Source organism: Salinimicrobium profundisediminis, from assembly GCF_026241755.1.
Taxonomy (GTDB): Bacteria; Bacteroidota; Bacteroidia; order Flavobacteriales; family Flavobacteriaceae; genus Salinimicrobium; species Salinimicrobium profundisediminis.
The window spans coordinates 56910-80071 of the sequence record NZ_JAPJDA010000004.1 but is presented as its reverse complement, the minus strand read 5'-3'; the positions used below and the strand labels follow the sequence as shown (position 1 = coordinate 80071).

At 42.8% G+C, this 23162-nt stretch carries 17 protein-coding genes; 2 read left to right on the top strand and 15 right to left on the bottom strand.

The window, feature by feature from the left end:
• Positions 1–140: 140 nt before the first annotated feature.
• On the bottom strand, positions 141–2432 hold the full coding sequence (locus tag OQ279_RS03445; protein WP_266068402.1) for an NADP-dependent malic enzyme: 2292 nt from the start codon (positions 2430–2432) through the stop codon (positions 141–143).
• Between the two features lie 133 nt (positions 2433–2565).
• Positions 2566–4518: a trehalase family glycosidase gene (locus OQ279_RS03440; protein ID WP_266068401.1), complete on the bottom strand. Its 1953-nt coding sequence runs from the start codon at positions 4516–4518 to the stop codon at positions 2566–2568.
• On the opposite strand from OQ279_RS03440, the gene OQ279_RS03435 reads away from it, so the two are divergent.
• Entirely contained in the window at positions 4517–5338 is an 822-nt protein-coding gene (locus tag OQ279_RS03435; RefSeq protein ID WP_266068400.1) for an energy transducer TonB, read from the top strand. The two genes, OQ279_RS03440 and OQ279_RS03435, sit on opposite strands and share 2 nt — an antisense overlap.
• Here OQ279_RS03435 and queG read toward each other — a convergent pair.
• The 11 genes from queG to OQ279_RS03380 all read right to left on the bottom strand — a co-directional run bounded on the left by queG (position 5327) and on the right by OQ279_RS03380 (position 20765).
• Positions 5327–6289, bottom strand: a complete 963-nt coding sequence (queG, locus tag OQ279_RS03430) for a tRNA epoxyqueuosine(34) reductase QueG (protein WP_266068399.1) — start codon at positions 6287–6289, stop codon at positions 5327–5329. The genes OQ279_RS03435 and queG overlap by 12 nt on opposite strands.
• Positions 6290–6330: 41 nt before the next feature.
• Positions 6331–7656: a cytochrome P450 gene (locus tag OQ279_RS03425; protein ID WP_266068398.1), complete on the bottom strand. Its 1326-nt coding sequence runs from the start codon at positions 7654–7656 to the stop codon at positions 6331–6333.
• 62 nt (positions 7657–7718) lie between these two features.
• Positions 7719–8741 carry a Holliday junction branch migration DNA helicase RuvB gene (ruvB, locus tag OQ279_RS03420; RefSeq protein WP_266068397.1) on the bottom strand — a complete coding sequence of 341 codons (1023 nt, stop codon included), beginning with the start codon at positions 8739–8741 and terminating at the stop codon, positions 7719–7721.
• An 82-nt stretch (positions 8742–8823) separates the two neighbouring features.
• Complete coding sequence (locus tag OQ279_RS03415; protein ID WP_266068396.1) at positions 8824–10641, bottom strand: cytochrome c oxidase subunit I; 1818 nt, start codon at positions 10639–10641, stop codon at positions 8824–8826.
• 21 nt (positions 10642–10662) lie between these two features.
• Entirely contained in the window at positions 10663–11790 is a 1128-nt protein-coding gene (locus OQ279_RS03410; protein WP_266068395.1) for a cytochrome c oxidase subunit II, read from the bottom strand.
• Between the two features lie 26 nt (positions 11791–11816).
• Positions 11817–13208, bottom strand: a complete 1392-nt coding sequence (locus OQ279_RS03405; RefSeq protein WP_266068393.1) for a quinol:cytochrome C oxidoreductase — start codon at positions 13206–13208, stop codon at positions 11817–11819.
• Between the two features lie 27 nt (positions 13209–13235).
• Positions 13236–13922, bottom strand: coding sequence for a c-type cytochrome (locus OQ279_RS03400; RefSeq protein WP_266068392.1), 687 nt, complete (start codon positions 13920–13922; stop codon positions 13236–13238).
• Between the two features lie 5 nt (positions 13923–13927).
• Positions 13928–14455: a DUF3341 domain-containing protein gene (locus OQ279_RS03395; protein WP_266068390.1), complete on the bottom strand. Its 528-nt coding sequence runs from the start codon at positions 14453–14455 to the stop codon at positions 13928–13930.
• A 2-nt stretch (positions 14456–14457) separates the two neighbouring features.
• Positions 14458–16251, bottom strand: coding sequence for an NrfD/PsrC family molybdoenzyme membrane anchor subunit (nrfD, locus tag OQ279_RS03390; RefSeq protein ID WP_266068389.1), 1794 nt, complete (start codon positions 16249–16251; stop codon positions 14458–14460).
• Between the two features lie 33 nt (positions 16252–16284).
• Positions 16285–19362: a TAT-variant-translocated molybdopterin oxidoreductase gene (locus tag OQ279_RS03385; RefSeq protein ID WP_266068388.1), complete on the bottom strand. Its 3078-nt coding sequence runs from the start codon at positions 19360–19362 to the stop codon at positions 16285–16287.
• A gap of 23 nt (positions 19363–19385) precedes the next feature.
• Positions 19386–20765 carry a c-type cytochrome gene (locus tag OQ279_RS03380; protein WP_266068387.1) on the bottom strand — a complete coding sequence of 460 codons (1380 nt, stop codon included), beginning with the start codon at positions 20763–20765 and terminating at the stop codon, positions 19386–19388.
• A 216-nt stretch (positions 20766–20981) separates the two neighbouring features.
• On the opposite strand from OQ279_RS03380, the gene OQ279_RS03375 reads away from it, so the two are divergent.
• Positions 20982–21368 (top strand): SPOR domain-containing protein, encoded by a 387-nt coding sequence (locus OQ279_RS03375; protein WP_266068386.1) that lies wholly within the window; start codon positions 20982–20984, stop codon positions 21366–21368.
• A 264-nt stretch (positions 21369–21632) separates the two neighbouring features.
• Here the strand turns inward: OQ279_RS03375 and OQ279_RS03370 are convergent, their stop codons facing one another.
• Together OQ279_RS03370 and OQ279_RS03365 are read right to left on the bottom strand one after the other, a co-directional pair.
• On the bottom strand, positions 21633–21854 hold the full coding sequence (locus OQ279_RS03370) for a hypothetical protein (protein WP_266068385.1): 222 nt from the start codon (positions 21852–21854) through the stop codon (positions 21633–21635).
• A gap of 51 nt (positions 21855–21905) precedes the next feature.
• Positions 21906–23126 (bottom strand): hypothetical protein, encoded by a 1221-nt coding sequence (locus OQ279_RS03365; protein WP_266068384.1) that lies wholly within the window; start codon positions 23124–23126, stop codon positions 21906–21908.
• Positions 23127–23162 lie beyond the last annotated feature (36 nt).

Here is a 23162-nt window from a genome sequence, read left to right as displayed (position 1 = left end):
GGTTATGGCGTCAAATGTAATGAAATTTGCAGGATAGCAAAACAGGAAAACCCCTCAAAAAAGGCATTTTCCTGTCTCACTTATTTTCCAAAATACTCCAAGACAAACGTAGCCTTTTTAGCACCTGCACGGTTATTATGTTATTGTTGCCGTTTGGCTCTTTTCTCTTTTTCCTGGGCGTCAACCACGGCTACTGCTGTCATATTCACAATCTCTTCAACACTTGCCCCCAACTGCAATACGTGCACCGGCTTGTTCATACCCATCAGGATTGGCCCTACAGATTCTGTTTTGTTAAGCTCCTTGATGAGTTTATAGGTACTGTTCCCAGAATCAAGATTTGGAAAAATGAGCGTATTAACTTTTTTCCCCGCAAGTTTTGAGAATGGGAATTTCTTGCGAAGCATCTCTTTGTTTAGCGCAAAGTCTGATTGCATTTCACCATCTACCACAAGATCTGGATAGAACCTATGCAGATAATCTACTGCTTCTTTTACTTTTTCGGCCTTCTCATTAGTTGAAGATCCAAAGTTAGAATAAGAGATCATGGCAATTACAGGATCCATTCCAAAAAGGCGTACAGTCCTGGCGGTCATTTGTGCAATTTTGGCCAGTTCTTTTGCAGTAGGATCAATATTTACTGAAGTATCGCTGATGAAAATAGGGCCGCGGGCCGAATTCATCAGGTTAGTGGCTGCCACCTTAGAAACTCCTTTTGCCTTTCCAATAAGTTCGAGCATAGGTTTCAATACGGTAGGGTACGATCTTGAGTAACCCGAAAGCAAAGCATCGGCGTCTCCGGCATTTACCATCATTGCCGCAAAATAGTTGCGGGCGCGCATTAACAGCTCCGCATCATATTTGGTAACTCCTTTCCTCTGGCGGGACTTCCAGTAAACTTCAGCATAGCGGTTACGCCTGGCTTCCTCCTCGTCAGATTTTGAATCGATGATCTCCACGTCTTCGGCATTAAAATCAATTTCAGCCATCAGTTCAGTGATCACATCCTTTCTACCAAGCAAGATGGGTTTGGCGATACCTTCATCGTAAGCAATCTGCGCAGCTTTAAGCACATCGAGGTGATCTGCTTCAGCAAAAATTACCCGCTTCGGATCCATTTTCGCCCTGTTCATCAATAGCCTGGTGATCTTGCTATCGTTACCCATTCTTTCGAGCAGCTCATCTTCATAGCGATCCCAATCCTGAATTGGGCTACGTGCAACTCCCGACTCCATTGCAGCTTTCGCTACAGCCGGCGGCACTTCTGAAATAAGACGCGGATCAAATGGTTTGGGGATAATATATTCCCTGCCAAAATTTAGCCGGGTTTCTCCATAGGCAATATTCACCTGCTCGGGCACAGGCTCTTTGGTAAGACGGGCCAGGGCTTTTACAGCCGCCATCTTCATTTCTTCATTGATCTTGGTAGCACGAACATCAAGCGCCCCACGAAAAATGAATGGAAAACCAAGCACATTGTTCACCTGGTTAGGATGGTCGCTACGCCCGGTAGCCATAATTATATCTTTACGGGTAGCGCAGGCAAGATCGTAATCAATTTCGGGGTTTGGATTCGCCATGGCAAAAACGATAGGGTTTTTAGCCATTTGATTAAGCATATCGGGCGAAACAATATCGGCAATAGAAAGGCCAACAAATACATCGGCATCTACCATGGCCTCATCGAGCGTATCGATTTTTCGGGCTGTAGCAAATTCTGATTTTTCTTCAGAAAGACCTTCCCTGTCTTTTCTAATGACTCCTTTACTGTCAAGCATCACGATGTTCTCAGCCTTTGCACCGAATGCCTTATATAATTTAGTACAGGAAACTGCGGCAGCTCCTGCTCCACTTATAACAATTCTTACTTCATCTATCTTTTTCCCGGCAAGCTCAAGCGCATTGAGCAAAGCTGCTGCCGAAATTATGGCAGTACCGTGCTGGTCATCGTGCATCACGGGAATATCCAGTTCTGCTTTAAGCCTTTTTTCAATCTCAAAAGCTTCAGGCGCTGCAATATCTTCCAGGTTAATACCTCCAAAAGTAGGCGCGATATTTTTAACGGTTTCTACAAAAGCATCAACATCTTTGGTATCTACCTCAATGTCAAAAACATCAATATCGGCAAAGATCTTAAAAAGCAGGCCTTTTCCTTCCATCACCGGTTTTGAGGCTTCAGGGCCTATATCCCCAAGCCCAAGAACTGCGGTACCATTAGAAATAACGGCCACAAGGTTCCCTTTGGTAGTATATTTATATACGTTCTCCTTATTTTTATGAATTTCAAGGCAGGGCTCTGCTACTCCCGGGGAATATGCCAGTGACAAATCTCTTTGAGTAGAGTACTTTTTGGTGGGCACAACCTGAATCTTTCCCGGTGTGGGTTTTGCGTGATATACCAGAGCTTCACGTCTTTTGCGTTCGTTCTTCATAATTTCCCGGTTTATGGGGCAAGCACAAAGGTAATAGTTTCGCATTTATAGCTTGGTGCTATAGCCTATTTTTTGATGTTAACTGCCACCACAATGAATAATTCGGAAGTATCGATGCAGCCATTTTCAGTAATTAAAACCCGGCATTTTTGGGTGTTACCAGCTCGTTCAGCCTTTCGCGGTATTGCTTCGGAAGTAATTCCAGACCCAGCTGATAAGAAGCGTTCATCCAGCCAAATCCTGAAGTGGTGATATAATCAAACTCTGTCCCCACGTTCCCGTATTCGGCATAAACCTTGTGCGTGGCATCAACCACGTTGTATTTCTCGGGAATGGTTCCGTTATAATCTACCGCGTTTTTGGTGATCATCCAGAGCCAGCGATAAATGAGTTCATAGGCTTCCTCCTCATAGCCATAATCAAGCAACCCCTGCCAAAGCAACATTTGATGCGGCGCCCAACCATAAGGATAATCCCACTGCCTTTGCACATCGTTTGTGGCGGTTTTTTCTACGGAAGATTTTGCGCTTGAAAGTATGCCGCCCTGCGCCTTAAGATCCTGCATTAACTGCGGAACCATTCTTTCTGCCTGTGCTTCGGAAGCTAACCCGCTCCACAAGGGATAAAAGTTGGTGGCCGAAATGTATTTTGTCTGTTCTCCTGTTTTAAAGTTATAATCGTAAAAACTTCCGTCTTGTTCATTCCACAAATATTCATTGACTAGGGCTTTGCGAGTTTCGGCTTTTTCTTCCCAGTAATCATCGGTATATTTTTTTCCTGCTGAAGTGGTAAAGTGCTCATCAAAATATTCATCAATGAGAAATTCAAAATCTTTTTCATATTTGTAAAGTAACGAATTGAGATCGACGGTATTTAGATGCGCCGCCCGGTTTTCGAGTCGCCAGGAAGTGTCGTGCCCGCTCTCACGCAAACTGCGATCGTGCAGGAAATACTCATCTACTTCAGGGGCATCTATTGTTCCCGACTGATATTGCTCTACAAATTCTGAAACTTTCAAACCATATTTCTCCGCAAATTCCTGAAGCACCTCGTTAAAATGCCCTTTTTCGGTCTCTGGCGGGATGCCTATTCCCTGCGCATAGTATCGGTTAAGTCCGTTCCCGGTTAGTCGCTCTCCTTCCTCCATCCAAACCTGCTCATACTCCTTTATGGCAGCATTCAGCGCCTCGCGCAGCCAGGCTTCATCCTTAACTTCCATAGCTTCATAAACCTCGCGCACAAATGAAGACATGAACGGCGGCTGAGTCCTTGTGAGGTAATAGGAGCGGTTGGCATTCAGGATCTTTCCGTAGTGGTTGATCTGGTAAACAAAATTGTCGACCATCGCCTTTGCGAGATCAATTCTCCCGTCAATTAGCAATCCTACGCCTTCAAAATAGCTGTCCCACCCATACATTTCGTTGAACCTGCCGCCAGGCACCACAAAAGGAACCCCGCGGTCATTTTCTATTTTCAGGGCAAGCAGGCCGGGTTTATCGTTAATGGATTTGACATACTGCGGAGTTATTTTCTCCGGAAGCACCACCACCTCAAACCCGCTTAGCTCCTGCTGAAGATCTTTGTAATACCTAATCCCTGAAGTATCGGTAGCCGGCACATACAAGCGCTGTACGCCATCTGAAGCTTTTGTGTCTCTAAGGATCTTTTGAATCCCCTTACGGTCAATCGTGCGGGTGAGATCATCCCAAAACTGCGTTTCAATCCTCCTGGAAATGCGCTGCGTAGGCGGCTCCTTGATCCTGTCAATCGAAATTTCTACTGAATCTTTATTTTGAGCCCTAGCTACTGCCAGCTCCTGAAGTAAATTTGATAAATAATAGATTTCCCTGATTGCTACCGAATCTCCCTGGGAATGAGGTATCAAAAATGGCATTTTTGGATCATCTTCTACAGTGATCTTTTTGTCGCCATCGGTATCGGCCACAGCAATCAGCCTCTCGAAGGCCGAATCAACCTTAAGTTTAAAGGTTTCAGTCTGCGCAAAAAGCTGATGGGAAATTCCGAAGAAACACAGGATCAGGAGAAACTGCTTAAAAATTTTTATTTTTAAAAAAAATAACTTCATGAAATATCTTTACTTATTCCTATTTCTATTCTTTTTCAGTAATAATTCATTTTCACAGGATGCTTACCTTTTGCCTGCTGTTGATACCGCACCGGTTATTGGGACGTGCGACGATTCTAAAGATACTAAAGATTGCTTTAATGCTAAGCTAAACGATCACATTCAAGCCAATCTAGACATTAGGAAAACCTTACATGCTACAGGGAAGGCTTATGTTCAATTCAAAGTCTCGGCAGATGGGCAGGTGCAGGATGTAAAGGTGCGCGCAGAGGATAGTAAGCATAGGAAAGAGGCAAAAAGGGTAATTAAGATGCTTAAGATCAAAGAACCTGCAACCCTAAATGGTGAAAAGGTGGCTGTGCTGCATTCTTTGCCAATCACTTTTAGAACCGTAAATCATAACAGCATGGAAGAATATCTGAGTTCTGAAGATTTCCAAAAAAACATCGAAAAGAGCCTGGGCAGGCAGGAAACAGAACGACTGGGAGTTATTAAGTTTGAAGAACTAAAATTTCCTCCGGAATATCAGGAATGTGTCTCTATGCCCGATAACAAAGAATGCTTTCGGAAAATGACAAACGAAAAATTGAGAGCACATCTTCAAAAAGAAATACCAAAGATAAAATCGGGCACAGAAATAAAATATTTCTTTGAAGTAAACAAACAAGGAAAAACTCTGAATGTAATCGCAATTGCTTCCGGAAAACGGATGACCCAAATAGTTAAAGATGCCCTTGAAAATTTGAAATTTGAAAGCCCCGCCAAAGATGAGCAGGGAAATCCTGTCAAAACTGAATTTGCCGGGAGTCTAATCTTTTAAAAACCTGATATTCCTTGTGAGTCCGCTATACTTGGTGCGTTTCACAGCCGACTTTTTAAACACCTTCCGGAAAGTCTCTTCTGTGATCTCTTCCCAGTCCTTTTTGCTCATGCTAAGCAACTCGGGATGCGGGTTGAAGAGTGGTTCATTGTGAGGCTTTGAAAATCTATTCCACGGGCACACATCCTGGCAAGTATCACATCCAAAGGCCCAGTCATCAAATTTCCCCTTCATTTCCTGTGGAAGCTGATCCTTCAGTTCAATAGTGAAATAAGAAATGCACTTGCTGCCGTCAACTTTATAAGGCTCTACAATGGCATTTGTGGGGCAGGCGTCGATACAGGCGGTACAGCTTCCGCAGTGATCGGTTACCGGCGCGTCATACTCCAGTTCCAGGTCTACAATAAGCTCGGCCACAAAAAAGAACGAGCCTTTTTGCTTCGACAGCAGTAGCGTATGCTTCCCAACCCAGCCCAACCCTGCTTTGGCGGCCCAGGCTTTATCCATTACCGGCGCCGAATCTACAAAAGCACGGCCTTCAACCTCGCCTATTTCCTGCTGAATGAACTGCAGCAAACTTTTCAGTTTATCTTTTATGACAAAGTGATAATCGGTGCCGTAAGCATATTTACTGATCTTGTAGGAATCTTCCCGCTGTTTTTCTTCGGGATAATAATTGAGCAGGAGGGAAATCACACTTTTGGAACCTTCAACAAGTTTTGTGGGATCGAGGCGCTTGTCGAAGTAGTTCTCCAAAAATGACATTTTTCCGTGTCTTTCTTTTTGCAGATATTCTTCCAGGCGTGGTGCCTCTTCTTCAAGGAATTCAGCTTTCGAAATTCCGCAGGACAAAAAGCCAAGGCGCTGAGCTTCGGCTTTAATTAAAGCGCTGTTTTTTGATCTTGCTGAATTATTCACTTTCTGAAACTTTGCAACTTCTGTGCCCAACATAAAAAATTATGAGGTGCCAAAAATAGCATTTTTGGAAGGGATTATTTCCGAAGCTTAAACTGAAGTACGGCGTTTTTTGGTTTAAGAGTAATAAGGGGCTGAATTTCGATTTCTCCCGTGCCGGCCTCAATTTTATACCTGGAAACCAGTTCGGCTACCGTCATCACCATCTCATACATGGCAAAATTATTCCCGATACATTTGCGCGGGCCTGCACCAAAAGGAAAATAGTTGGCGTATTTTCCTTCAAGAAATCTTTCAGGTAAAAACTGCTCAGGATCCTTCCAATGTTTTGGGTGCCTGTGTATCTCATAAATGGAAAACAACAGGCTGGAACCTTTGGGATAGAATTTCCCTTCGAATTCATCGTCCTCCAGGTTCACCCTATCAATAAAATATACTGGCGGATACAGCCTCATGCCCTCTTCCACCACTGCCTGCGTATAGCGGCAATGCCTTAGGAATTCCATGAGATCTTCGGAGTTATTTTTGGCAGATTTAACTTCAGCCAGCACTTTTTCCTGCATTTCGGGATTTCTTCCCAGCAGCTGAGTGATGAAAGTGAGCGCGTTTGAAGTTGTTTCGTGGCCCGCAGTAAACAGGATGAGGATCTCATCAACAAGCTGATCATGCGTCATGGCATTTCCATCTTCGTAGCGGGCATCGAGCAGCATATCGAGCAGGTCGTCTTCCCGTTTTCCACTTTGCTTTCGCTCTTCAATAAGACGGGTGAGGATCTGCCTTGCTTCGTCGGTAAGGTCGAGGTGCCGCTGTATTTTGCCGCTAAACCTGAAGTACCAGCTCAGGTACGGCTGCCTCAACTCCCGTACAAGCATTTTTTGAGCCGCCTCTGTAATATACTGCAACCTGTTGATCTCCTGCTGCCCCACCGCACTGCTAAAAAGGGATTTAACCACCGTTTGAAAAGCCAGATCGTTGAACACCGGAAAAATGTCCATAGGGGCATTTGTTCTTATCTTGTTTAGCTCCACAGTGATTGCAGCCTGAACTTTATCTAACAGCCCCGCTAATTGCTTTTTGTGAAAAGCAGGCTGAATGAGCTTACGCTGTTTTTTCCAAAGTTCTCCTTCGGCAGTAAGCAGACCCTGACCGAGATATTTTGCCATATCCTGAGTCTGGATCTCGGACTTCTTGTAATTCCGTTGATTCTTCTGAAGCACGTATTCGGCAAAACCTGAGTCGCGGGAAAAAATGATCTTGCGACCAAAACCAATGTTCAACCTGAAGGTATCTCCATATTTCTGAAAATTCCGGTTATGAAAGGGCAACGGATTTTTCAATATACCGGCTGCACTTTTATAGAATTCAAGTCTGGAAACTGTTGGTATACCCCTGGTGTCTTTCATGTTTTTGGATCTCTGGCAGACCTCACAGGTTTTAGAAGCCTGTGAGGTCTAAAATGCCAATCTTAAAATAATCCGCCCTGGATACCGCCTCTTACTCTTCCGAGGTGTTTATAGGCTGCTTCGGTGACTTCCCTCCCCCGGGGTGTCCGTTGAATGAACCCCTGTTGAATAAGGAAAGGCTCGTAAACTTCTTCAATAGTCTCTGCGCTTTCGCTCACTGCGGTTGCAAGGGTGGTGATGCCCACGGGGCCACCTTTAAATTTGTCGATAATAGTGGTGAGGATCTTATTATCCATTTCGTCCAGCCCGTGAGCATCTACATTTAGGGCTTTAAGGCTGTACTTAGCAATTTCAATATCTATTTTCCCATTGCCTTTTATCTGCGCAAAATCGCGTACCCTTCGTAAAAGGGCATTTGCGATACGCGGTGTCCCACGGCTACGGCCGGCAATTTCGATAGCAGCTTCCATAGAAATTGGCACTTTTAGAATATGCGCACTTCGCTGCACAATATCTGAAAGCAATTCGGTGGTGTAGTATTCGAGTCGGCTGGAGATCCCAAAGCGTGCCCGCATTGGTGCGGTAAGTAATCCGCTACGGGTGGTTGCACCTATTAGCGTAAAGGGATTTAAATTGATTTGTACAGAACGGGCGTTTGGACCTGTTTCGATCATGATATCGATACGGTAGTCTTCCATAGCCGAATAGAGATATTCTTCCACTACGGCACTAAGGCGATGGATCTCATCTATGAATAATACATCCCTTTCATCGAGATTGGTAAGCAAACCTGCAAGATCACCGGGCTTATCGAGCACAGGGCCTGAAGTTACTTTTATACCCACGCCAAGCTCATTGGCCAGAATGTGTGCTAAAGTAGTTTTACCAAGCCCCGGAGGACCATGAAACAAGGTGTGATCAAGAGCTTCCCCACGTTGATTGGCAGCTTCAACAAAAACCTTCAGATTATCCAATACCTGATCCTGGCCTGCAAAATCATCAAATTCGAGAGGCCGTAAAGCTCTTTCGATGTCAAGTTCTTCCGAAGAAAAATTTTCACCGGTGGGATCAAGGTTTTCGTTCATGCTCATCAGGTTTGGAACAAAGATAAAAGAAAAAGCCTTTTCATTAGATGAAAAGGCTTTGTAGTATTAAAGAAGGGAAAGCTTAATGATTAAGCTCTTCTTCCCCTTTTTGAAGCGGTACGTTTTGTGGGGCAAAGTCCTGCCCTGCAATCACATACTCACCATTTTCATTTGTTTTACTGTAATCGTAAGCCCAACGGTAAACGTGTGGAATCTCACCAGGCCAGTTTCCGTGGATAGGTTCAACAGGAGTAGTCCACTCAAGTGAATTGGAATTCCATGGGTTGGCAGTAGCTTTTTTCCCGGCAACTATAGAATGGATAAAGTTGTAAAGGAATACCAACTGTACCAGTGCAGTTACTATAGCGAACACAGTGATCAATACATTCACCTCTAAAAGGTCATCAAAGTATGGGAAAGCAGTGTTGTCATAATATCTACGTGGTAGACCTGCCATACCTACAAAGTGCATTGGGAAGAATACCCCATAAGCCCCTATAATAGTGATCCAGAAATGGATGTACCCGAGGTTCTTGTTCATCATACGCCCAAACATTTTTGGGAACCAGTGGTAGATACCTGCGAACATTCCGTAGAGGGCAGAAATACCCATCACCAGGTGGAAGTGAGCCACAACGAAGTAAGTATCGTGCACGTTAATATCAAGAGTACTATCTCCAAGAACGATCCCGGTTAGACCTCCTGTAATGAAGGTAGAAACGAAACCAATAGAGAACAGCATTGAAGGGTTCATTTGCAGGTTCCCTTTCCAGATCGTGGTGATCCAGTTAAAGGCTTTTACTGCGGAAGGAATTGCGATCAATAAAGTTGTAAAGGTAAACACCGAACCAAGGAACGGGTTCATACCCGATACGAACATGTGGTGCCCCCAAACGATTGTTGAAAGAAAGGCAATACCCAAAATAGACGCGATCATTGCACGGTATCCAAAAATGGGTTTTCTGGAGTTGGTTGCCAGGATCTCTGAAGCGATACCCATGGCAGGAAGAATAACAATATATACTTCAGGGTGCCCAAGGAACCAGAAAAGGTGTTCAAAAAGAATAGGCGAACCACCCTGGTAGTGCAGCACTTCTCCTCCAATGTAAATATCACTAAGGAAGAAAGAAGTTCCGAAGCTCCTATCCATAATAAGCATCAAAGCTGCCGATAACAGCACCGGGAAAGAAACTACTCCAATAATAGCAGTAACAAAAAGCGCCCAAATAGTTAAAGGCAAACGTGTCATAGACATTCCCTTAGTTCTAAGGTTAATGACTGTAACAATATAATTTAGTGAACCTAAAAGAGATGAAGCGATGAAAATTGCCATAGATATTAACCACAGCGTCATACCAAGACCAGAACCACCAATAGCTTGCGGCAATGCACTTAGCGGCGGATAAATTGTCCACCCGGCTGAAGCAGGGCCCGATTCAATAAACAAAGAGCTAAGCATGATAATACAGGAAAGAAAGAACAGCCAGTAAGACAGCATGTTCATAAATCCTGAAGCCATATCACGGGCTCCAATTTGAAGCGGGATCAACAGGTTACTAAAAGTTCCACTAAGCCCCTGTGTAAGTACAAAGAATACCATGATGGTACCGTGGATAGTTACAAGTGCAAGATAGATCTCCTGACTCATAACACCATCTGGAGCCCATTTGCCCAGAAAGATCTCAAATATTTTAAATGATTCAGCCGGCCATGCAAGCTGCATACGGAAGAAGATGGACATTGCAATTCCAATAATCCCCATAAAAAGCGCAGTGAAAAGGTATTGCTTTGCAATAACCTTATGATCCATGCTGAATATATATTTCGTAAAGAAATTACCCTCATGGTGATGATCATCATGAGCGTGTTCATTAACCGGTACTTGTCCTACTGCTGACATATTTCTTTATTCTTAACTTAATTAATTTTCTACCTGTGCAAGTTCGCTCCCACTATTCTTTTCAACCTGCCTGCCTGCAGTTGCAGCTTCCATGGTTTCAGAATATTTCTTTTGTTCTGCCATCCAGGTATTGAATTCTTCTTCAGTTTCTACAACTACTTTCATTTGCATGTTGTAGTGTGCCACACCACAAATCTTATTACACAAGAGGTAATATTCAAATTGATCATAATCGCTTAAAGGCTCTTCACCCAATGCAGCCAGCTCGGCGCTTTTCTCCCTCCTGATCTCGTTAATATAAGCGACCTTGTCTCTCATATATTCGGTTTCATTGATCTCATCGGTCGTTACAGTTGGTGTAAACGAAAACTGAGTGATCATACCCGGCACTACGTTCATTTGGGCTCTAAAGTGAGGGAAGTAAGCAGAGTGCAATACATCCTGAGATCTCATTTTAAAAAGCACAGGCCTGTTTACCGGAAGGTGGATCTCTGCAGTGATAACATCATCCATAGCATATGGATCACTTTCGTCAACCCCCATAGTGTTAGCCCCTTCAATAAAGCGAACATTTGCTTTACCAAGTACATTATCCTGCCCGGCGTAACGTGCCTGCCAGCTAAACTGCTTGGCGTAAAGTTCAATTACGATAGGATCATCTTCTTCATCCACATCCATAATATCACTCCAGGTAAATAATCCGTAGATAATCAAACCGGCCAATACGATTACCGGGATAATAGTCCATACAAATTCCAGTTTATCGTTATCGGCAAAGAAAAGTGCCTTCTGTCCTTTCTTACCTTTGTATTTAAAGGCAAAATAGTGAAGAAGACCCTGGGTGATAACCTGTACGAACATGATCACAGCCATGGTGATCAACAACAGGTTATCATAATCTGCTCCATGTTCTGAAGAAGCTGCAGGTAAAGCCCTGTCGCTAAAGTTCCAGAAGTTATAAAGCATAAAAAGATAAAATGCGATACCAAAGGCAAGCATAAGGTTACCCTGTGTTCTGTTATCCTTATCACTTGCGATCTCTGATGAATCGATAGAATTAGTATTCCTCGACAATTGGAAGATCCTGGAAAGTTGCCAGATAGTTATCGCAAATAATGCTACTACTATTATGATTAAAAATACTGTCATTTTATAGTTTCTCTTTTAACAATCTTTTAATAATGATAATGCTCACTCTCCTTGATGAAAGGATTGCCCTTTGCAAGCAGTGGTGCTTTTGTTAGAGCGCTAAATACCACAAAAATAAATAATCCTCCAAAAAATGCCAGGGAACTAAGCTCAGGAATACCAATGAACCATGATTCTCCCACGGTTGCAGGCATTACCATCACAAAGATATCCAGGTAATGACCCAGTAAGATAATTATTCCTGTCATTACCACAAACCAGTTCACTCTTTTGAAATCGCTGTTCATAAGCAAGAGCAAAGGAAACAGGAAGTTTAATACTACCATACCAAAAAACACCAATCCGTAATCTTCTATACGCGCCACGTAATAGGTAACCTCTTCCGGAATGTTAGAATACCAGATAAGCAAGAACTGTGAGAACCAAAGGTAAGTCCAGAAAATACTGATCCCGAACATGAATTTGGCCAGGTCATGAATGTGGCTGTCATTAACGAATGGCAAATAGTTGCGTGATTTAAGGTAAATAGTAACCAAAGCGATCACGGTAATTCCCGAAACAAACATACTGGAGAAAACATACCATCCAAAAAGGGTACTAAACCAGTGTGGATCTAAACTCATAATCCAGTCCCATGACATCATTGATTCTGTAACAATAAAGAATACAAGGAATCCGGCAGCCAATTTAAAGTTCTTTTTATACCAGGTAATACCTGTAGCCTCGTCCTGTTTTCTTGAATTTCTGGTTAGAAGATGTCTAAACAATACCCACCCTCCAATATAAATTAAAGCTCTTATCAGGAAAAACGGAACATTAAGATAGGATTGTTTATTCTGAATAATCTCATCGTGTGCAACAACTTCCGGATCCATCCATATAAACAAATGGTTAAAATGAAAAGATGAAAGCGCCAGTAAAATGAACATAATAACCCCACCAGGTAGCAAATATGCAGTGATCCCTTCCATTACTCTGAAAAGTACAGGAGACCATCCTGCCTGGGCTGCAAATTGTACTGCGTAAAACGCGAGTACCCCAAGTGCTATCATAAAGAAGAAGAAAGCAGCCACGTATAACGCTGCCCAGGGCTTGTTCTGAAGCTGATGTAGAATATGCTCCAGGTGCACTAACTCGGCATCTTCGGCCATTTTGTGTACCTCTTCATCTGTACGATCGGTTTCTACTTTATGTTCAGAAGGCACATAGTCAAACCCTCTGGCATCATCTTCCAACTCATCTTCAGTTTGCCCGGTTAAAGGCATTTCAACCACTTCTCCATGACCATCATGTGCTACAAGCTCCCTCACATCTTCAATAGTAGAAGGAACGGCAAAGAATCCGTAGACAAGGCCTAAGAGACCAACAACCATGAGGATAATGGAAAATAATTTTAATTTACTGGATAGCGTGTACATATTGTATAATATCTAATGCTGTTATTCTTAGTTTTCGTCAATTGGTTCTCCTTCGGCTTCGTTCTGCTTAACCTCCATAGTCTGCTCGGCATTTACAGGCGGCATAAGATTCTCCTCAGGCTCAGTTCCGGGTGCAGCTTCAAACGCTCTTTCAGGCCCTCCTTCAAGATCATTCTTAAGCTTCATAACATAATGAGTGATCAACCAGCGCTCTTCAATAGAAGTTTGTGAGGCATACGACCCCATGGCGTTAAGCCCGTAATATTGCACGTGGTATACACTACCTTCTGTAATGGCTCTCCCCACATCGGAATAATTAGGGATACCAAGGAATTTCTCACGCTGTACAAGTATACCTTTTCCATCTCCCTTATCACCATGACAAACTGCACAATAAATAGTATATAGGGCTTTTCCTGCAGCAAGATTATCTTCGGTGTATGGCAGCGGATTTTCCAATTCGGTTTTGGCAGTAGCATAACCTTCGGGAGAATTCTCATATTCGTAAGGTTTCCACCCTCTTGATACCGTCCCCTCTACGGGAAGTTTCGCCTCCTGTTCATTAACAAAAACTTCGTAAGCTCCATATGGTTCATAGCTTACAGTCTCGTACATATTTGGCATATACTGGTAATTGGGTTTAGAGTTCTCTACACAGGAAACCACCGTTACCGCTAAAATGAAAAATATGGATCTTTTAAATAAACTTTTCATTGGGTTTATTTCTTATCTATTAGTTTAATTTCAGAAGCACCGGTGTTGAACAAAAATCCGGTTAGCTCCTCTGCATCATGGCTCCCAACTACAACTTCCATAAGGAAATGATCATCGGTGGTTCTACTATCAGGGTTCTCTGCTTTCTTGAATGGCCACAGTTTACTTCTCATAAAGAAGGTAAACACCATAAGGTGGGCAGCAAAAAACACTGTTAATTCAAACATAATAGGAACAAAAGAAGGCATATTTTGAATAAAGCTGAAACTCGGCTTTCCTCCAATATCCATTGGCCAGTCTTCAATCATGATGAAATTCATCATAGCTGCTGCTACAGACAATCCAATGATCCCATAAAGAAAGGCAGTAATTGCCAGTCTGGTTGGCGCCAACCCCATCGCTTTATCTAGCCCGTGAACCGGAAAAGGCGTATAGATTTGCCCAATGCTGTAGCGAGCCTCCCTTACTTGCCTTACAGCCTGTAAAAGCAAGTCGTCATCTGTATAAAGAGCGTGTATAACTTTAGATGCCATTCTTATTTACTTTTTAGTTCGTTTGCCTGTTGGTTCCAGTCCCCTCTGTTATCGGCAGTAGGGAAGTTCTCTATTACCCTGTCAAGTAAGGTATAATCTTCAAAGGAAAGATTACTAACCTGTGCATAAGTATATATCCCTACCTGATGTAAGCGCTGTTCCATAACCGGGCCTACACCGTTTAGCTTTTGAAGGTCATCGGCAGATTCTGTTCCGGGGTCAAAAATGCCAATTCTGTGTAACATTTCGTCAATTTTATCCCGATCGATTTCAGAATTTGTTAGTCCTTCAGTATGGGTAGTTGGTTCATGCTCCCGCTTTGCCTCAAATTCCCCTCTCTTTATCCAACCTTCAGCTTTATTAACAGCAGGCTCTTTTCCTACAGGGTTTGGGTTTACGTGATCAACATGATCTCCATGTTCGGCTCTTAATTTCTTATAACGGTCACCCGAAGCTTTAAGAATTGTCTTCACCTCTGCCTGTGCAATTACAGGGAATGTTCTGGCATAAAGCAGGAACAACACGAAGAAGAATCCAATAGTTCCAATAAAGATCCCAATATCTACAAAAGTTGGGGAGAACATGGTCCAGGAAGAAGGCAGGTAATCTCTGTGCAGTGAAGTCACAATAATTACGAAACGTTCAAACCACATCCCGATGTTTACAACAATAGAGATAAAGAAAGAGAACATGATGCTGGTACGTAATTTTTTGAACCACATGAACTGTGGCGAGAACACATTACAGGTCATCATAGACCAGTAAGCCCACCAGTAAGGTCCTGTAGCCCTGTTAAGGAAAGCATACTGTTCGTATTCCACACCCGAGTACCAGGCCATAAATAATTCCGTGATATAAGCAACACCAACAATAGAACCTGTGATCATGATCACGATGTTCATAAGCTCTATGTGCTGAATGGTAATATAGTCTTCAAGATTTGAAACCTTTCTCATGATAATAAGCAAGGTGTTCACCATTGCAAAACCTGAGAAGATCGCACCCGCAACAAAGTAAGGCGGGAAAATAGTAGTATGCCATCCCGGAATTACCGATGTAGCAAAGTCAAAAGATACGATGGTATGCACCGAAAGTACAAGAGGGGTAGCCAAACCTGCCAAAACAAGCGACACTTCTTCAAAACGCTGCCAGTCTTTAGCACGCCCACTCCATCCAAAACTTAAAATTCCGTAGATATGTTTCTGAAATGGTTTTACAGCCCTGTCTCTAATCATTGCAAAATCTGGAAGCAATCCTGTCCACCAGAAAACAAGCGATACAGAAAGATAGGTAGAGATTGCAAAAACGTCCCAAAGTAGCGGTGAGTTAAAGTTTACCCATAGAGAACCAAACTGGTTTGGAATAGGAAGTACCCAATATGCAAGCCATGGGCGCCCCATGTGAATGATAGGGAACAACCCTGCCTGTACTACCGAGAAGATGGTCATAGCTTCGGCAGAACGGTTAATTGCCATTCTCCATTTTTGACGGAAAAGTAATAGAACCGCCGAAATAAGTGTACCGGCGTGACCAATACCTACCCACCATACAAAGTTAGTGATATCCCAGGCCCAACCAACGGTCCTGTTTAATCCCCAGGTTCCAATTCCTGTTGAAACGGTATAGATAATACAACCTAATCCCCATAGAAAAGCGACAAGTGCAATAGAGAAAACTATCCACCATGATTTGTTAGCTCGTCCTTCAACAGGCGCAGCAACATCGACCGTTACATCATGATAGGTCTTATCGCCAAGTACTAAAGGCTTTCGAATAGGTGCTTCGTAATGAGACATATGCTTTTTATAATTAATTCTTTAACTGTTTATTTATGCTTCAGATGTATTGCGAACCTTTGTCTGGTACATTACATTAGGTTTGGTCCCTACATATTCCAGCGCGTGATACATACGGTCATCTTCACTCAATGCTGCTATCTTGCTGGATTCGTCATTCACATCTCCAAAAACAATAGCTCCTTTATCACAAGCTGAAGAACAGGCTGTCTGGAATTCTCCATCCTCTATTGCCCTACCTTCACGCTTGGCATCAAGAATAGTCTTTTGAGTACGCTGAATACAGAAAGAACATTTCTCCATAACACCTCTGGAACGTACTGTAACGTCTGGGTTCAACACCATACGACCAAGGTCGTTGTTCATGTTGTAATCAAACTCGTCATTCTTGTTGTAAAGGAACCAGTTGAACCTTCTCACTTTATAAGGACAGTTGTTTGCACAGTAACGTGTACCCACACATCTATTATAGATCATCTGGTTTTGCCCCTGGCGCCCGTGCATAGTAGCAGCAACAGGACAAACAGTTTCACAGGGAGCATGGTTACAATGCTGACATAACATTGGCTGGAAAACCACCTGTGGATTATCTGAAGCAATTTCCATTTCTCCAAACTGAGAAAGGGAATCCCCCAAACCGCTCATATTCTCCTTCTTCTCAATATCCTGCTCAAAAGTCTCTTCAGAAGAATAGTAACGGTCAATACGCAACCAGTGCATATCACGATACTTTCTCACCTCTTCTTTACCAACTACAGGAACGTTATTCTCGGCGTGACATGCAATCACACATGCCCCACAACCTGTACAGGCATTAAGATCTATAGACATTTTAAAGTGGTGACCTACAGAGCGGTCAAAACCATCCCAAAGGTCAACATCTGGTGATGTAACAGGTGTCTCTACGTGGTTAAGAGAAACTTCGGGCATATTATTCCACACGTGAGAATCTTTAGTATTAAAGATCTCGAGCGTAGTTTCCTTTATAATATCATTCCTACCCATAAGAGTAGTATGCAACTGCAAACACGCAAATTCATGCACTCCTGCAGCTTTTTCTATAACAACTTTTTGGTGAGCGTTAAAATCCTGGTAAAGAGGATAAGCATTCACCCCAACCTGCATTTCCTTCTGAACACCTTCTTTTTTACCATAACCCAACGCTAAAGAAACAACTCCCTTAGCCTGACCCGGCTGAATGAAAACAGGCACTCTCTCAAGCACAGCATCTCCAACCTTAAGGTTTACATAACTTCCATTAAGCGCCCCATTAGATACATGTTCATTTTCAAGACCAAGCTCTTCGGCATCGGCTTTCGAAATTTTAAGATAGTTATCCCAGGAAGCTCTTGTAATTGGATCTGGCAATTCCTGCAACCATGGGTTGTTAGCCTGGTTTCCAGATCCTAAAGCCACAGATGTGTAAAGTTCAAGTTCAAGACCTTCACCCTGCGCGGCAGAAAGATTTCTAACAGCTGCATTCTCGTCAAAAGAAACGGAAGTTGCAGTTTGATCGGCTCCCACTTCAGTAGTAAAAGGAGAAGTCCCTTCAAAAACTCCGTCGTGAAGCGCATCAATCCAGGAACCGGCGCCCATAGCCCCTTCCCAGGTCTGTTTTAAATAATCTGCGTATGAAATATTATTATCAGTCCATCTTAGGAGCACATCCTGGAACTGACTTGTGTCAAAAAGAGGTCTGATAGTTGGCTGCATCAACCCAAATTTTTGAGTTGTAAATTCTACATCCCCCCAACTTTCAAGATAGTGAGGTGTGGCAGCAACATAATCTGAAAGGAGCGCCGTCTCATCATTTTTCATTGAGAAGCTAACCTTAAGGTCAACATTAGCCATTCCTTTAGCAAATTCATCTGCAAACGGTAAGCTGTAAGCAGGATTAACTCCGGCAATAAGAATAGCTCCCACCTGTCCGGCCTGCATATCGGCTACTAATTGCTTAACAGCAGCAGCATTACCCTGGCGCAGCATTCTCGGGCTTGCGGTATTCATCACTCCACTACCAAGAGCTTCGTTTATTGAAAGCGCAAGTGCCTGTGCATCTACATCAGGAATTCCTGTAACCACTACGGCACCGCTTCCTGCTTTACGCAGCTGTCTTGCAGCTTTAACAAGTGCATCATCAATATGCGCAGGCAAATTACTGGTAGAAGCACCACCTGTCACATACCCGTGAAGAGCAGCGAGTGCAGCCTTTTGCTGAGAAAGCGTTAAGGTTACCCTCCTGTCGGCATTGGCACCACTAAGCGTGAAGTTTGATTCAAACTGAACGTGTCTGGACATTTTTCCATTCTTCGGAATACGTCCTTTTGCATAAGCAGCATCATAGCCACCACCTGCCCAGTCACCCAGGAAGTCAGCCCCAATAGAAACAATGACTTCAGCTTTAGCGAAATCATAGCTCGGAAGAGCTCTACGACCATAACGTGCCTGGAAAGCTTCAAGTGCAGCATCTTCAGAAACCGTATCATAAACAACGTGACGTACATTCCCATACTTCTGCGAAAACTCACTGATGAGCTTAGAAGTAGAAGGGCTGGCGAAAGTTTGGGTCAATAAAACAATCTCCCCATTTACGTTGTTCAGCTTCTCTTTTACTTCCCGGTCAAATTGCTCCCAGGAAACAACTTCTCCATTGGCCAATGGCCTTTGAAGCCTTTTATTATCATATAAAGAAAGAACAGATGCATGCACCCTGGCATTGGCACCCGTTGTCCCCATAGTATTCTGCTCAATTTTTATAGGACGACCTTCACGTGTCTTTACAAGAACACTTGAAAAATCAAATCCATCAGCCATAGTAGTAGCATAGTAATTTGCTACCCCCGGCACAATCCTTTCTGGCTGCACTACATAAGGAATAGACTTCATTACCGGCCCTTCACAGGCAGCAAGAGAAGCCGCTGCAGTACTAAAACCAACGTACTTCAAAAAGTCTCTCCTGGAAGTAGTTGAACTTTCGAGAGTCTCTTTGTTACCCAAAAATTCATCTGTAGGTATTTCTTCTACAAACTCTTTTTGGCTGTGCGTCTCAACAATTGAGCTGGATTCCTTCAGCTCTTCAACACTTTTCCAGTATTTCTTGTTTGATGACATATGCTTACTTTCTACTTTTTAAATTAATAATGGCACTTGGCACATTCAATTCCACCCATTTGGGCAACAGTTAATTCCTCTACCCCATATTTTTTAGAAAGCTCTTCATGAACTTTCTCATAATATTCATTCCCCGCAGTACGTACGTTTGTCTCACGGTGACAATTCACACACCATCCCATAGTAAGAGGTGCGTTTTGGTACATAATCTCCATTTCCTCAACAGGACCGTGACAGGTTTGACAGGCTATCCCACCAACTTCCACGTGCTGTGAGTGATTAAAGTATGCAAAATCGGGAAGGTTGTGAATCCTGATCCATTTTACCGGCTCGGTTTCTCCCGTATAAGCTTGCTGTGAAACATCCCAGCCTACGGCATCGTATAGCTTGGCAATTTCACCATCATAGAATTCTTTAGAGTACTCTTCAGTAGCGGTAGCCTCAGCCACTTCGCTAATAGATTTATGACAGTTCATACAAACATTCAATGAAGGTATTCCTGAAGTTTTAGACACCCTGGCCGAACTGTGACAGAACTTACACTCAATCTGGTTATCACCGGCATGAATTCTGTGTGAAAAGTGAATTGGCTGAATTGGCTGATAACCTTTGTCAACACCAACCTGCATCATCCAGCCATACGCGAAGTAAGACCCAACAAGAACAAGTATAACAGCAGTCACTATAACCAGGAACTGGTTTTCAACAAAAGATTTCCAGATTGGTTTTGCTCTTTTTTCCTTTACGGGCAATTCAACCCCACTGGCAACAGCAAACCTCCTCAACGTCTTATTCACGAGGTAAAGGATCACCAGCAACATTAAGAGAACGAAAGCAAGGATTCCAAGAAGAATATCTGTAGAAACCCCTCCACCTCCTTGTGCGGCATCACCAGAAGCAGCTGTCCCCGCCTGTTGTTCCTGCGGCACTGCCTTTGGCGCATTTACATAAGCCAGGATATTATCAATATCACTATCACTTAATTGTGGAAAAGGAGGCATCGCCACCTGGTTGAACTCATTAAAGATCTCAACTGCATGCTCATCTCCAGATGCAATCAAAGCCTGAGAGTTTTTAATCCAGCTGTGCAGCCACTCGGTATCCCTTCTATCCCCCACACCTCTAAGTGCCGGACCAATAGAGTTACCATCAAGTTTGTGACAGGCAGCACAAAGCGTGTTAAAAAGCTCTTTCCCGGCAGCTTCATCCCCACCCGAGGTTGGCGCCTCCACATTAGATTCCTGAGGCCCCTGAACAGTTTCCTGCCTATCGGCTTCATCTGTAGAGAGCGGCGAATCCTGAGGTGCTTCCTGAGCTAAAAGAAGTGCATTAAAAGAGAAAAACAGGGATACACTAAAGAATACTATTCGAGCTGCTGAATGGCGGTATTTCACCTTTTTCATATTATAAGTTGAATTAACGTCTTATTTGGTATGATTTTTAGTATAATTAAAACGTGATTATTGTCATGTTTTAGTCACTAAAAATTTACCGACAAAAGTAATACTTAAGTTCGATTTGAAAGGATAGCCAAATAATTTATAACTATTCTAAATAAGTGTTAACAGCAGAATTGAACAGTAAAGTTATACTTTTGTATTTCAGAAAAGTAGTAAGAAATGTTCAGAAAAAATAAAATAATACTCACTACCGCACTAATTATCGGAGCAGTAGCAGCCACAACGGCTCAGGAAGGACAGGTACGCATTAACCAGGATGAAACCATACCCGCACTTTTAGAGAAAAAAACCGAAATGGTTCAGGATGGGATTATTGGAGAACGCTACAGAATACAACTATTTTCGGGAGATAATAACCAGGCCAGCAAAGTGATCAAAGAATATCGCTCCCTCTTCCCCGAGTGGTCATCTACCATAGTATTTGAGACGCCAAACTACAAAGTATGGATAGGAAACTTCAGGAATAGCCTGGAAGCCGACAGGGCTTTGCTGCAAATAAAAAAATCTTTCCCGGCAGCCTTCAGGTTTAGACCGGAAAAGAGATAATAAACTTCAGTAAAAAAAATTTCTTCGGAAGAATTTCAGAAGCCATTGAGAGTAGCTATTCACCATCCGAAGCTACTTTACACACTTAATTTTCCATCGTAAAAATCGAATTATTCAAAAATAAGGTGCCAAAAATGGCATTTTTGGAGCGTCTTTACCTGGAATAATGCAAGACCGGAGCGGGCATTTCTATAACTGCCGGAAATTTAATAAGCATTTATTGAATCAAAAGGAAGTTTTTTTGTCGGGTATTAAAAAATCCTCTTATTCTTCAATCTTAGGATGGTCTTCATACCAGTCATTAAAAGTCTTTTTTGTAGAATAATCATCTACAAGCACCTTATAAACAGTTAAAAGCCACCAGGCCTGCCCCACCAAAACGGTATAAAATACAATGTTATAGGGAGCATTGTAAAATACAAGTGCGGCCACTAAGATCAAAAAGATAGTAGCTATAACTACGTAAAAATGTGCTGACAACTTCATATCTTCAATTTAGTGAAGAGCTAAAGGACATGCAGTTAAGAGATTACTAAATCAGGGATTTTTAGCAGAAGTTTGGCGTTTAGTTAAGATGTTATTAATAAGAAGAATACCTGCCGTTAATGGCAAAAACAGGCTGCAATAGGCAAGCCAGCGAAAATAGTTCTCAAAAAGTGCCATTTCCTGCCAGGTAATAAAGCCTTTGTAGAAGATAAGCGCTTCAGTAGTGAGAAAAGCCGCAATGTACAGCCAGAATACCCACTTCGGAAGGCTTAGCAACCGGTGATGAGCGAGGAATGCAAAGAGACAAACCGTCACTACTCCCAGGAACACCCAATGCAGGTAACCTATGACAAAATCGGGGAAACTGAAGGCGAGATTTGCGAACCACGGCAAAGCTGAAAACAGTTGTAAAACAAGCTTAAAGGCCAGTGCAGCGCCTGCTATCTTTAGTAAAAGTTTTAAAAATGCGGAAAAATGAAGTTGTTTCCAAAAGGGCGAAATGATCTTCCAGAAATTAACGAACGCCATAATCTGAAATATCGCTCCGGCACCACCCAGCACATAAAAGATCCAGTGTGGTTCTACCCAAAGCACAGAGAGGAAAAAACTCAAGATCACCGCTACATTAATCTGCCAGAAGAAGCTTCTAAAATGCCCTTTTTGAGGCCTCAGGTCTTGTTGCTCCATAAAATAAAAGAAAATCCCCAGCAAAGCGAGGATGAACCAGGCATTGTATTGAAAATGCAGGTAGTAATAGATCGCCATTTTATACCAAATGCTCGCACTACCCATAGTGGCCATAATTCCGCCCAGCGCCCATGGGCCAATGCTGGAGAAAACCATATACCAAAGTGCAGCTTTAATAAGCCTGAAAGAATAAGTGGATTTATAATGTGAAGGAGTCTTCTTCAGGATAAACCAGGCCATAAAATAAGAGGCAAAGAGAAAAAGTGTAGAAAAAGTGATTGAAAAAAGAGCGTACCCGGTAAACGGAAAGGTGAGCATCATTCCTATTAAAGTAATCTGCGTAAACCAGAATATTCTTTTATAGATTTTTCCGAAGCCAGCTTCAGCAAAATACATTTTATAGATCATTGTGGTGAGGGCAATAAAGACCCAGCCCAAAAGGGCGATATGAGAATGCGAGTGCACCACGTACCTGAAATTTGCAGGAATAGGGATTACAAAAAAGAATCGCAGGAATGTTCCCAGCAGCCCCACGAGAAAAAAATATCCCAGGGCGATATTGGCGTGCTTCTTTAAACTGATCATTTTTTAAAAGTAGGAAAAAGAGAGGAGGCAAAAAAC